This window comes from Streptomyces sp. NBC_00388 (assembly GCF_036061255.1).
In the GTDB taxonomy this organism is placed as follows: Bacteria; Actinomycetota; Actinomycetes; order Streptomycetales; family Streptomycetaceae; genus Streptomyces.
On sequence record NZ_CP107948.1, the window covers coordinates 1,142,207 to 1,155,000 of the forward strand.

The window sequence follows — 12,794 nt, forward strand, 5'->3', positions numbered from 1 at the left end:
GATCAGTTGGAGGGACCGTGCAGACCGACATAGATCCGCGCAGCCTGATCGGCCGCAAGGCGTTCGATCGCAGTGGCCTCAAGATAGGCACGGTCGACGAGGTCTACCTCGACGACGCCACCGGAGTGCCCGAGTGGGCCGCGGTACGCACCGGACTGTTCAGCAGGGACGCGTTCGTCCCGCTGAAGCCGAGCCGCCTCGCCAGCGAGGCGCTGCAGGTGCCCTTCGACCGCTCCCTGATCAGGGAGGCCCCCGACTTCGGTGTGGGCCGCCACCTCTCGCCCGAGCAGGAACTCCAGCTCTACCACCACTACGGGCTCGGTATCTCGGCCCCCACTCCGCCGCCCCCCGACCGGGACTTCGGCCGGCTCGCGGGCGAGGAAGAACGCGCCTGACCCTCCGCGTCCGGTTCCTGGGCCGCCGGCTCCCGCTGCTCCGGCTCCTCCCGCTCCTGGGGCCCCGGTGCTGCGGCAGAGGCTCCACCCACGGAGCACCCGCCCGCCCCCTCCTCCCCCGCTGCTCGGTCCGCTCCGGCCTGGCCGCTCCGGACCAGCGGCAGCGGATCCGAGGGGTGCAGCGCGGGATCGTCGACCCGGAACGTCCGGACCCTGCCGGGCCCGGTCGCGTAAGGATCCTCGAACCGGACCGTGACACGGCCGACGCCGCTGCCCTGCACCCACCCGACGCCGTACGTATCGTGGCGCACATCGTGCCCGGCGAGCCAGCGGCGCCCGGAGCCGGACGAGGGCTCCTCCGCGGGTACTGCCGCAGGCGCCGCAGGACCGGGTACCTCCTCCTCCGCTGCGAGCTCCAGCGCGGCGGCCCGCTCACTGGCCGCCTGCGCGAAGAGGTCCTCCTGTGTGAAGTCCGCGAGTCCGGTGACACCCACCCCGAGCAGCCGCACGCCTCCCGTGGTGTCCACGGACTCCAGCAGCCGCCCTGCGGCCTCACGCACGACCTCCGGGTCGTCCGTGGGGCCCCGGAGCGTCTCGGACCGGGTCAGCGTCGAGAAGTCGTACCTGCGGACCTTCAGCACCACCGTCCGCCCGGACCGCCCGGCCGCCCGCAGCCGCTCCACGCACCGCCCGGCCAGCCGCACCACCTCCGCCCGCACCCGCACCCGGTCGTGCAGGTCCACGTCGAAGGTGTCCTCCACCGACACCGACTTGGCGTCGCGCTCGGACACCACGGGCCGGTCGTCGTGGCCGAGCGCCATCCGGTGCAGCGAGGAGCCGTGTGCCCTGCCCAGCAGCCGGACGAGCTCGTCCTCACCGGCCTCGGCCAGATGGGACACAGTCGTCATCCCCGCTCTGCGCAGATGCTCGCCGGTCGCGGGGCCCACACCGGGAAGAATCCGTACCGAGAGGGGCGCGAGCAGTTCGCGCTCGGTGCCGGGCTCGATCACGAACAGGCCGTCCGGCTTCGCCCGCTCCGAGCCGATCTTCGCCAGCATCTTGGAGCCTGCCAGCCCTACCGACCCGCTGAGCCCGGTAACGGCCAGGATGTCTCCGCGCAGCCGTTCACCGGCGGCCCTGGCCGACCCGGTGCTGTCGGCGACCCCGCCCGCCTCCAGGTCCACGAAGGCCTCGTCCAGGCTCAGGGGCTCGACCAGCGGTGAGAGCCGGCCCAGCAGCTCCATGACCTGCCCGCTCACCTCGCGGTAGAGCGCGAAGCGAGGCACCAGATAAGCGGCGTTCGGGCAGAGCCGCCGGGCCTGGGCCATCGGCATCGCCGAATGCACCCCGAATTTCCGGGCCTCGTACGAGGCCGTGGAGACCACACCGCGCGGCCCGAGCCCTCCGACCACCACCGGCTTCCCGCGCAGGCTCGGCTTCGCCGCCTGTTCCGCGGCGGCGAAGAAGGCATCCATGTCCAGATGCAGGATGGTGGGCGCGGCTCTCACACCACCGATGCTGCCTCACGGCACTGACAATCGGGCCTCCGCAGCGCGGAGGCCCGTGTCAGACCGCTCGGTTGCGGCGCCGGGCCAGCTCGTCGGCCGGGTTGTGCCCGACGAGGGTCTCGCCGGTGTCGACCCGCTCGCCGTGCAGCTGCGACAGGGCGCTCTCCACGTCCCGCCACACGACGCCGACGGCGATCCCGAAGACCCCCTGGCCCCCCTGGAGGAGCCCGACCACCTCGTCGGGCGAGGTGCATTCGTACACCGTCGCGCCGTCGCTCATCAGCGTCATCCGGTCGAGATCGCGGGCGCCGCGGTCTCTCAGGTGGTGGACCGCGGTGCGGATGTTCTGGAGCGCCACACCGGTGTCCAGGAAACGCTTCACGATCTTGAGTACGACCACGTCCCGGAAGCTGTAGAGACGCTGCGTGCCCGACCCCTGAGCGGGGCGCACACTCGGCTCGACCAGGCCCGTGCGCGCCCAGTAGTCGAGCTGCCGGTAGGTGATCCCGGCCGCCGCGCAGGCGGTCGGCCCCCGGTAGCCGACGGTGTCGGTGGTCGTCTCGGCCGCCGGACCGTGAAGCGGATACGGCACTCCGCCCCCCGGACCCAGTCCGGGGAGGTCCCCTGCCACATCTTCGCCGGTGCTTCTCACGCCGACCTCCGTCCTTGAACTGCCCACTCGACGGTAGGCAGTCACTTGAGGTGCGTCAACGATCGCCACACTCGGCACGCCGAGTGATAATCACCCCAGGAGTGGTTTCGCGTGCCCCTCTCCGGGGAAAGGCTTGCCGAATGCGCCGACGGACCCGGCCGGAGTGTCACTGGCTGTTGGTCCCGAAATCCTCCGGAGAGATCTGGTCGAGGAACTCCCGGAACTTCTCGACCTCGTCCTCCTGCTCGTCCGGGATCGCGATTCCCGCGTCGTCGAGCACTCCGTCACTGCCGTAGATCGGAGTCCCGGTGCGCAGGGCGAGCGCTATGGCGTCGGAGGGCCTCGCGCTCACCTCGACCCCGCTCGCGAAGACCAGCTCCGCGAAGAAGACCCCGTCGCGCAGGTCGGTGATGCGCACTTCCGTGAGCTCCTGGCCGACCGCTTCGAGGACATCCTTGAAGAGGTCATGGGTCAGCGGCCTGGCCGGCGCCATGCCCTGCTGGGCGAAGGCGATCGCAGTCGCCTCACCAGGACCGATCCAGATAGGGAGATACCGGTCGCCTCCTACTTCACGCAGGAGCACGATCGGTTGGTTGGAGGGCATTTCCACCCGGACACCCACAACGTCGAGCTCGTTCACACGGCAACCCTAGGACGTGCCCGGCAGGTTTGGGTAGTCGGGGCACCCCCATGATCAGTACAACCGGACCCTGAGAGAGGTCTGAACGAGCGCCGCGTGGAGCCGCACGGTCAGTGCTGCCAGGTCCTTCGTGGTGTTCTCGGCGTCCGCTCTGGTCTGCGGGTTGCGGTTCAGCCGAAGGGGGGCGACGACCTGCTCGATCAGCCCCGACTCCCGGTCGGCAGCCGCTTTCATCGCACGCAGATGACGCGGTTCCAGGCCGAAACGGCCCAGCTCCGCCACCAGCCCGGCCACATTCACCGCCTCGGCGTCGTAACCGCCCTCCGGGAGCGGCGCCAGCAGACCGTACGACTCCCACTCCGCGAGGGCGTCCGCACCGATGCCGGCGGCCGCGAGCAGCTCGTCCCTGCCCACCGTGGACGCCGTGGGCTCGCCGGCGGCCCCGTCGGCGGGCTCACGGACGACACCGGGCGCGGGGAGCGGGACCTGCTCACCACGGCCCAGTGCGTCGAGGTGGTCCCGGATGACCTTCAGCGGCAGATAGTGGTCGCGCTGCATGCGCAGGACCTGAGCCAGCCGCTCGACGTCCGCGGTACCGAACTTCCGGTACCCCGAAGACGTGCGCTGCGGCTCGACAAGGCCCTCGGCCTCCAGAAAGCGGATCTTGGAGATCGTGACCTCGGGAAACTCTTCCCTGAGCAGATTCAGGACCGTGCCGATACTGACCAGCCGGTCGTCCCCGGTGGCGGCGCCGTCGCCGGCGCCGCCCGTCGATGAGTGCAGCATGGACCTTCCCTGACGGGTCACATGCCCCGCTGGCTCGCGTAGAAGACCAGCCGGTACTTGCCGATCTGCACCTCGTCACCGTTGGAGAGGACGACGGCGTCGATCCGCTCACGGTTGACGTACGTGCCGTTCAGGCTGCCGACGTCCGAGACGGTGAATCCGCCGTCGGCGCCCCTGCGGAACTCCACGTGCCGCCTGGAGACCGTGACGTCATCGAGGAAGATGTCGCTCTGCGGATGGCGGCCGGCCGTGGTCAGATCGCCGTCCAGCAGGAAGCGGCTGCCCGAGTTCGGGCCGCGGCGGACCACGAGGAGCGCCGACCCGAGGGGCAGCGCGTCCACGGCCGCCTGGGCCTCAGGAGAGAGCGACGGCGAAGCGGTCTGCCCGGTCGCCTCCGCCTCGTACGCCTCAAGGCCGGAGATGGAGATCGTGGACGTGGTCTCCGACGGCCTCTCGGGCACACCGGCCCGCAACGGCGCTCCGCAGTTGGAGCAGAACCGACTGGCCTCGGCGTTGCGGTGGCCGCACCTCGTGCACACCGGCATGGATGCATCCTCCTGCCGCGACGGCCCAGCGTGGGCGTTGGTTGCGTACGGATCGGAGGGCAACCCTCGACCCGTACTTGAGGTTGACGCTTCACCAAAACCTATGCGGCCCTGACCCGCAGGGTCAACAGACGACGCGCCCTGTTCACCCGAAATGCCGTGCCCGGGCCGGCCCACCTCGTCCCGGAACAGCGGACGGTCGCCACCCTGGTCCTCGCCCTCCACATGACGCGGAGCGCGGTGCCGTGCGCTGTCCTCACGCGCACTCTTGCCGAACAACTTCCCAAACAACTTCACGGGCGATTCCCCTTGACCGAAACAGACCCGCCCGTGGGGCAGGACGAACTCTCAATGAACACACCTGCCGAACCGGACATCCTTACAACGTCCGTATCCCCCAGACAGTTTCCACCACGCGCACCGCTATCGGTGCGCCGACCCCCCGCAACCTCACGGCCTTGTCCCGCGGCCCTCGCGCGCCCCCGGCTCACTGCGCGGAGGACCGAGCGTAGTCAGGCTGCTTCGCGGGTCGCAAGGCGTCCACAACGATCTTCTGGGCAGGCGTCACGACGGCCGTGGCCTGCTCCTTCTCCAGAGTCTGCACCACTCCGCCCGGAATATTCAGCGCAGGCTCCAAGTCGGCCGGTTTCCCGATCACCTTGAAGGTGTACGGGGCACTGATCTTCTGCGTGTCGACCTTGATACCGCCCCCGGCGTCGGAGAAGTACGTGTCCCCCACCACCCGGACACCGTTCACCTGGATCGCCTCGGCGCCGGCCGCCCGCAGCTCCTGGATCGTGTCGAGCAGCATGTCGGCCTGGACCGTCTTGTGCGGGTCGTTGACGACCAGCGTGATCCCCGGCCCCTGGGCGGCCACCGTCCCGGCCAGGATGCCGAGCTGGCGCGCCTTCTCGCTCGTCTGCTTGCGCGCTTCCTCGGCCTGGTCCGAGCTGCTCTCCAACTCGGTGCGCTGGCCCTGCAGACGCTGCTTCTCGTCCTCCAGGCGCTGGGTGCGGTTGTCGAGTTCGTCGAGGATCCGCACCAGGTCCTCCTGGCGCGCGCCGCGCAACGGGCTGTTGTCACTGTTGGAGCGGACCTGGATGGCGAGGCCCAGCCCCAGGACGAACAGCAGCAGGGCGACAACGAGTTGCGCCCTGGTGACCCGGGGTGGCCAGAGCGCGGCGATCAGCCGCTGCCGTCCGGCCTGCCTGGCCCGTACCGCCGGTGTCGCCCCCGACGCGCCCTCCCTGGGTGCCTGCAGGGGCTTCTCCTCGGGCAGCGGCCCGGGAAAGCCGCCAGGCCTCCCGCCGGGACCACGGGGCCGGTCCTCCGGGCTCCGCGGCCGGTCCTGTGAGTCCTGCGGGCCCTGTGGGCTGTCTTCGTCACTCATCGGCTCGTCACCCTCACGCCCGGAACACATGCCTGCGGATGGCCGCCGCGTTCGAGAAGATGCGGATGCCGAACACGACGACCACACCGGTGGACAACTGCGCGCCGACACCGAGCTTGTCGCCGAGGAACACGATCAGTGCGGCCACCACGACGTTGGACAGGAAGGACACGACGAAGACCTTGTCCACGAAGATCCCGTCGAGCATGGCCCGCAGGCCGCCGAATACGGCGTCGAGCGCGGCCACGACAGCGATGGGGAGGTAGGGCTCGACCATGGCCGGCACTTCGGGCCGGACCAACAGTCCGACCACGACTCCCACGACGAGGCCCAGTACGGCGATCACGATGTGCCCTTCCCTGTGTCGGCCGCGCTCTGGTCGGTGCCGGCGGCCTTCGGCTTTGCGGTACGTACGATCAGGCTCGCGGCAGCAGGAAGGCGCACGTCGGCCTGGTCGGAACTGCTGGTGCGGATGGAGTAGCTGTCCTTCAGGACCTTCAGATACTGGCCACCGACGCTGTCCTCGAACTCACTGAGCAAGTGCTTCCCGTCCCCCACCGCCAGCACCGTGTACGGCGGCACCAGCGGCCTGTTGTCGACCAGTATGGCGTCACCCGCGGCGCGGATCGCCGACAGAGCGGTCAGACGCTGTCCGTTGATGGCGATCGCCTCGGCGCCGGACTGCCACAGCGCGTTGACGAACTGCTGCATGTCACGGTCCCGCACCCGCCCCGTGTCGGAGAAACCGGGGCTCTCCCGCGGGCCCCCGCCGTCGTCCTGGTCGCTGTCCTTGGCATCGTCGATGACCAGCTTCATGCCGGGACCGTGCACGGCCGTCGCGCCGGACAGCAGGGCCACCAGTCCGCCCTGTTCGCCCCCGTGCTGCTGAAGTGCCTTGCGCTGCTGCTCACCCACCGCGTCGCGCAGCCCGTCGACCTTCTTCTGTTCGGCGTCGGCGGACGAAGTCTCCGAGTCGATACGGTCGATGAGCTCCTGGCGCTCCTTCGCGGCGACCGGCGCCGTCACCCTGGCCTGCGCGGCGCCGACGGTGACCACGACAGCGGCGAGCACGAGCCCCGCCGCGAGACCGAGCTTGGACCGCAGCGAACGGGGCATCCCCGCACTGCCCTCGGCCCTGCGCCGGGCGGTCGCCTCCGCATAGCCGTCGTCGAGGCTGTGATCCATCACGTTGTTGAGCAGCGACATCGACGCGTCGGGGCGCGGGATCGGGGAGGCTCCGCTCCGAACGGGGGGCTGCTTCGGCATGCCGCACATCGTCGCACGCCGCAGCCGCCGCATCCCAATGGCCCCGTCCGTGTACCGGGCGGCTCGCGATCACGCCGCCCGGTACCCCTCTACAGCATCACTGACCTGCGCCGTCCACGATCGACGCCCACTCGTCGAGCAGCGCCTGAGCGGACGCGTCGTCCGGTCCCTCCGCCCACAGATGAGTGACGGCCTCGGCCGGAGCCGGCAGCACCATCACCCAGCGGCCGTCGGGCTCGACGACCCGCACGCCGTCGGTGGTGTCCACCGAACGGTCCGCGGCCGCCTCCACCACACTGCGCATGACCAGGCCCTTGACCGCCCAGGGAGTCGCGAGGTCACGTCGGAGCACATGCGCGCGCGGGATCCGGGCGTCGATCTGGCTGAGCGTCAACTGCGTACGCGAGACCAGGCCGATCAGCCTGACGAACGCGGCAGTGCCGTCGAAGACGCTGGTGGACTCCGGGATGATGAAACCGCCGCGCCCGTCGCCGCCGAAGATCGTGGACTCGTCGCGCCCGACCCGGGTCAGGTCGTCGGGCGATGTGGTCGTCCACTCCACCTGCGTCCCGTGGTAGGCGGCGACCTGCTCGGCGATCCGCGTGGTCGTCACCGGCAGCGCAACCCGCCCGCTGCGGCGCTCGGCGGCGATCAGATCGAGCATCACCAGCAGGGCCCGGTCGTCCTCGATGATCTTCCCGCGCTCGTCCACGAGCGAGAGCCGCTCGCCCACCGGGTCGAAGCGGACTCCGAACGCCGCTCGCGCCGATGCCACGATCTCTCCGAGCCTGACGAGCCCGGCGCGACGGGTGTCCGCCGTCTCGGTCGGCCTTGATTCGTCGAGCCCCGGGTTGATCACCAGGGCGTCGACGCCGAGCCGTCCGAGAAGGCTGGGCAGGACAAGCCCGGCACTGCCGTTGGACGCGTCGACCACGACCTTGAGGCCGGCTTCGGCGATCCCCGACGTGTCCACATTGCGCAACAGCGACCCGGTGTACGAGTCGAAGACGCTCGCCGGGAAATGCAGGTCCCCGATCTCCCCGGGGAAGGCACGGCGGTACTCCTGGCGCGCGTAGACCCGGTCCAGCTTGCGCTGCCTGCCCTGCGAGAGATCCGCCCCGCTCTCGTCGAAGAACATGATGTCCACGGAGTCCGGCACACCGGGCGAGGTCCGGATCATGATGCCGCCGGCACTGCCGCGGGCGGTCTGCTGCCTGGCCACCGGCAACGGCACGTTCTCCAGGTCCCGAACGTCGATGGCGCTCGCCTGGAGGGCCGAGATCACCGCCCGCTTGAGGGCACGCGCACCACGCGAGTGGTCACGTGCGGTGGTGACGGTGGAACCCTTCTTGAGGGTGGTGGCATACGCGCCGGCCAGCCGTACGGCGAGCTCCGGGGTGATTTCGACGTTCAGGATTCCGGAGACACCACGGGCGCCGAAGAGATGAGCCTGGCCACGGGATTCCCAGATCACCGAGGTGTTGACGAACGCACCGGCCTCGATGGTCTTGAACGGGTACACCCGCACATTGCCCTGGATGATGGATTCCTCGCCGACGAGGCACTCGTCACCGATGACGGCGCCGTCCTCGATGCGGGCCGCCCGCATGATGTCGGTGTTCTTCCCGATCACACAGCCGCGCAGATTGCTCTGCTGCCCGATGTACACGTTGTCGTGAATGACGGCCTTGTGCAGGAAAGCACCCGTCTTGACGACCACGTTGGAGCCGACGACGCTGTGCTCCCGTATTTCGACGCCCTCTTCCACCTTGGCGTAGTCGCCGATATAGAGCGGGCCCCGGAGCACGGCGTCGGGATGGACCTCGGCACCTTCGGCCACCCATACACCGGGCGAGATCTCGAAGCCGTCGATGTCCACCTCGACCTTGCCTTCGAGGACGTCCGCCTGGGCCTTCACATAACTCTCGTGGGTGCCCACGTCCTCCCAGTAGCCCTCGGCGATGTAGCCGTAGACCGGCTTCCCTTCCTTCATGAGCTGGGGGAAGACATCACCGGACCAGTCGACCGATACGTCCGCCTCGACGTAGTCGAAGACCTCGGGTTCCATCACATAGATGCCCGTATTCACGGTGTCCGAGAAGACCTGGCCCCAGGTCGGCTTCTCGAGGAAGCGCTCGACCTTGCCTTCCTCGTCCACAATGGTGATGCCGAACTCCAACGGATTCGGCACCCGGGTCAGGCACACGGTGACCAGTGCGCCCTTTTCTTTATGGAAATTAATGAGATCGGTCAGGTCGAAGTCGGTGAGCGCATCCCCGGAGATCACCAGAAAGGTGTCGTCCTTGAGCGCCTCTTCCGCATTCTTGACGCTTCCCGCAGTGCCGAGCGGCTTCTCCTCGTTCGCGTAGGTGAGCTCCATGCCGAGCTCTTCACCGTCGCCGAAGTAATTCTTGACGAGGGACGCGAGGAACTGCACGGTGACGACCGTTTCACTGAGCCCGTGCCGCTTCAACAGCCGCAGCACATGTTCCATGATCGGTCGGTTGACCACCGGCAGGAGCGGCTTGGGCATACTTGAGGTCATAGGGCGAAGACGTGTGCCTTCGCCACCAGCCATCACGACGGCCTTCATGTCGGAAGCGCCCTCCTTGAGATGTCGACAGTTCAGCCGACTTCACCCGTCCGGTGAGGACACAGGGGCGTCATACGCAATCCGGCCACGCTGCACGGTGCGCATCGACGAGTTCAATCGGCTGCTACATCCGCCTTCACGAGTCGGCGGACTTGTACCACATACAGGATTCCTGCCCACCAGTAGAGGGTTGTACCCCACCCTGCGAACGCCCATCCGAGGATCGACGCCAAGGTGCTCAGCCACCCGCTGCCGTCGCTGAGCAGGAGCAACGGGAACGCGTACATCAAGTTGAAGGTAGCTGCCTTGCCGAGAAAGTTCACCTGGGGAGGCGGATAGCCGTGTCTGCGCAGGGTTCCCACCATGACCAGGAGCATCAGCTCACGGGCCAATAGTGCTGCGGTCAACCAAATCGGCAGGATCTCCCGCCAGGTGAGCCCGACCAGGGTCGAGAGAACGAAGAGGCGGTCTGCGGCAGGGTCGAGGAGCCGTCCCAGGTTGCTGATCTGGTTCCAGCGACGGGCGAGCTTGCCGTCGAGATAATCGCTCACGCCACTGAGCGCAAGCACCAACAATGCCCAGCCATCGCTCTTCGGCCCGCCGAACTCGGGCCGGAGAATCAGCCACAGGAAAACGGGCACACCGACCAGGCGGGCCATGCTGAGGATGTTGGGGATGGTGAGTACCCGATCCGTCTGAACGCGGGTCTCCTGGACCTCCACCCGGGGGCCTCCTGTGAGGAACGTACGAACGATGCTCCCTGACCCTACCCTCAGCCGCAGCCGGCGAAGTCACAGGGGGCAGAGCTCCGGTGACATCCGTACGGGAAACCGTGCCTGAACGCAAAAATGCCTCAGTCCCGGACCGTTATGGTCCGGGACTGAGGCTAAAAATTGTTCGGCGGCGTCCTACTCTCCCACAGGGTCCCCCCTGCAGTACCATCGGCGCTGAAAGGCTTAGCTTCCGGGTTCGGAATGTAACCGGGCGTTTCCCTAACGCAATGACCACCGAAACACTATGAAATTAACCAACACCGGATACAACACGGTCGTTCGTTATTTCAGAACTAACACAGTGGACGCGAGCAACTGAGGACAAGCCCTCGGCCTATTAGTACCAGTCAGCTCCACCCGTTACCGGGCTTCCACATCTGGCCTATCAACCCAGTCGTCTACTGGGAGCCTTAACCCCTCAAAGGGGGTGGGAATACTCATCTCGAAGCAGGCTTCCCGCTTAGATGCTTTCAGCGGTTATCCTTTCCGAACGTAGCCAACCAGCCATGCCCTTGGCAGGACAACTGGCACACCAGAGGTTCGTCCGTCCCGGTCCTCTCGTACTAGGGACAGCCCTTCTCAATATTCCTACGCGCGCAGAGGATAGGGACCGAACTGTCTCACGACGTTCTAAACCCAGCTCGCGTACCGCTTTAATGGGCGAACAGCCCAACCCTTGGGACCGACTCCAGCCCCAGGATGCGACGAGCCGACATCGAGGTGCCAAACCATCCCGTCGATATGGACTCTTGGGGAAGATCAGCCTGTTATCCCCGGGGTACCTTTTATCCGTTGAGCGACAGCGCTTCCACAAGCCACTGCCGGATCACTAGTCCCGACTTTCGTCCCTGCTCGACCCGTCGGTCTCACAGTCAAGCTCCCTTGTGCACTTACACTCAACACCTGATTGCCAACCAGGCTGAGGGAACCTTTGGGCGCCTCCGTTACTCTTTAGGAGGCAACCGCCCCAGTTAAACTACCCATCAGACACTGTCCCTGATCCGGATCACGGACCGAGGTTAGACATCCAGCACGACCAGAGTGGTATTTCAACGACGACTCCACAACCACTGGCGTGGCCGCTTCAAAGTCTCCCACCTATCCTACACAAGCCGAACCGAACACCAATATCAAACTGTAGTAAAGGTCCCGGGGTCTTTCCGTCCTTCTGCGCGAAACGAGCATCTTTACTCGTAGTGCAATTTCACCGGGCCTATGGTTGAGACAGTCGAGAAGTCGTTACGCCATTCGTGCAGGTCGGAACTTACCCGACAAGGAATTTCGCTACCTTAGGATGGTTATAGTTACCACCGCCGTTTACTGGCGCTTAAGTTCTCAGCTTCGCAACCCCGAAAGATCACTAACCGGTCCCCTTAACGTTCCAGCACCGGGCAGGCGTCAGTCCGTATACATCGCCTTACGGCTTCGCACGGACCTGTGTTTTTAGTAAACAGTCGCTTCTCGCTGGTCTCTGCGGCCACCCCCAGCTCACTGTGTAAAACAGATCACCAGGAATGGCCCCCCTTCTCCCGAAGTTACGGGGGCATTTTGCCGAGTTCCTTAACCATAGTTCACCCGAACGCCTCGGTATTCTCTACCTGACCACCTGAGTCGGTTTAGGGTACGGGCCGCCATGAAACTCGCTAGAGGCTTTTCTCGACAGCATAGGATCATCCACTTCACCACAATCGGCTCGGCATCAGGTCTCACCCCATGTGCCATCCGGATTTACCTGGATGACGGGCTACACCCTTACCCCGGGACAACCACCGCCCGGGCTGGACTACCTTCCTGCGTCACCCCATCGCTTACCTACTACCACCTTGGTTCAGCGGCTCCACCACTTCCCTTTGCCCGAAGGCTCCAGGACGGCTTCACGGCCTTAGCATCAGAGGATTCAGTATTGGGCGTTTCAAAGCGGGTACCGGAATATCAACCGGTTGTCCATCGACTACGCCTGTCGGCCTCGCCTTAGGTCCCGACTTACCCTGGGCAGATCAGCTTGACCCAGGAACCCTTAGTCAATCGGCGCACACGTTTCTCACGTGTGTATCGCTACTCATGCCTGCATTCTCACTCGTGAACCGTCCACAACTCGCTTCCGCGGCTGCTTCACCCGGCACACAACGCTCCCCTACCCATCCCAGCGGGCGTTGGCCCTATTGCTGAAATGACACGACTTCGGCGGTACGCTTGAGCCCCGCTACATTGTCGGCGCGGAATCACTTGACCAGTGAGCTATTACG

11 protein-coding genes and 2 rRNA genes (1 of these 13 cut by a window edge) are annotated in these 12,794 nt (G+C 66.5%); 1 reads left to right on the forward strand and 12 read right to left on the reverse strand.

What is annotated here, in order from left to right:
• The first annotated feature begins 17 nt into the window (after positions 1 to 17).
• Positions 18 to 395, forward strand: a complete 378-nt coding sequence (locus OG917_RS05205; protein WP_328316347.1) for a PRC-barrel domain-containing protein — start codon at positions 18 to 20, stop codon at positions 393 to 395.
• On the opposite strand, the gene OG917_RS05210 is transcribed toward OG917_RS05205, so the two are convergent.
• The 12 genes from OG917_RS05210 to OG917_RS05265 form a co-directional block, all read right to left on the reverse strand.
• Positions 311 to 1,903 (reverse strand): DNA polymerase IV, encoded by a 1,593-nt coding sequence (locus tag OG917_RS05210; RefSeq protein ID WP_328316348.1) that lies wholly within the window; start codon positions 1,901 to 1,903, stop codon positions 311 to 313. The two genes, OG917_RS05205 and OG917_RS05210, sit on opposite strands and share 85 nt — an antisense overlap.
• Positions 1,904 to 1,961: 58 nt before the next feature.
• The gene (locus OG917_RS05215; protein ID WP_443059060.1) at positions 1,962 to 2,534 is read right to left on the reverse strand and encodes a MerR family transcriptional regulator; all 573 of its coding nucleotides are present in this window, start codon (positions 2,532 to 2,534) and stop codon (positions 1,962 to 1,964) included.
• A gap of 187 nt (positions 2,535 to 2,721) precedes the next feature.
• Positions 2,722 to 3,195 (reverse strand): bifunctional nuclease family protein, encoded by a 474-nt coding sequence (locus OG917_RS05220; RefSeq protein WP_164266948.1) that lies wholly within the window; start codon positions 3,193 to 3,195, stop codon positions 2,722 to 2,724.
• Positions 3,196 to 3,249: 54 nt separating this feature from the next.
• Positions 3,250 to 3,981 (reverse strand): transcriptional regulator FtsR, encoded by a 732-nt coding sequence (gene ftsR, locus OG917_RS05225; protein ID WP_328316349.1) that lies wholly within the window; start codon positions 3,979 to 3,981, stop codon positions 3,250 to 3,252.
• Positions 3,982 to 3,998: 17 nt separating this feature from the next.
• A complete protein-coding gene (locus tag OG917_RS05230) occupies positions 3,999 to 4,865 on the reverse strand; it encodes an FHA domain-containing protein (RefSeq protein WP_328321670.1) in 867 nt (288 codons plus the stop codon).
• 148 nt (positions 4,866 to 5,013) lie between these two features.
• Positions 5,014 to 5,916, reverse strand: a complete 903-nt coding sequence (locus tag OG917_RS05235) for a DUF881 domain-containing protein (protein ID WP_328316350.1) — start codon at positions 5,914 to 5,916, stop codon at positions 5,014 to 5,016.
• Positions 5,917 to 5,929: 13 nt separating this feature from the next.
• Positions 5,930 to 6,262, reverse strand: a complete 333-nt coding sequence (locus tag OG917_RS05240) for a small basic family protein (protein WP_164266945.1) — start codon at positions 6,260 to 6,262, stop codon at positions 5,930 to 5,932.
• Positions 6,259 to 7,182: a DUF881 domain-containing protein gene (locus OG917_RS05245; RefSeq protein ID WP_328316351.1), complete on the reverse strand. Its 924-nt coding sequence runs from the start codon at positions 7,180 to 7,182 to the stop codon at positions 6,259 to 6,261. The genes OG917_RS05240 and OG917_RS05245 overlap by 4 nt, the downstream gene beginning before the upstream one ends.
• 97 nt (positions 7,183 to 7,279) lie before the next feature.
• Positions 7,280 to 9,775: a mannose-1-phosphate guanyltransferase gene (locus OG917_RS05250; protein WP_328316352.1), complete on the reverse strand. Its 2,496-nt coding sequence runs from the start codon at positions 9,773 to 9,775 to the stop codon at positions 7,280 to 7,282.
• Positions 9,776 to 9,888: 113 nt separating this feature from the next.
• Entirely contained in the window at positions 9,889 to 10,497 is a 609-nt protein-coding gene (locus OG917_RS05255; RefSeq protein WP_328316353.1) for a CDP-alcohol phosphatidyltransferase family protein, read from the reverse strand.
• 173 nt (positions 10,498 to 10,670) lie between these two features.
• Positions 10,671 to 10,787 (reverse strand): 5S ribosomal RNA (rrf, locus tag OG917_RS05260).
• A gap of 78 nt (positions 10,788 to 10,865) precedes the next feature.
• Positions 10,866 to 12,794 (reverse strand): 23S ribosomal RNA (locus OG917_RS05265); it runs 1,195 nt beyond the window's last position.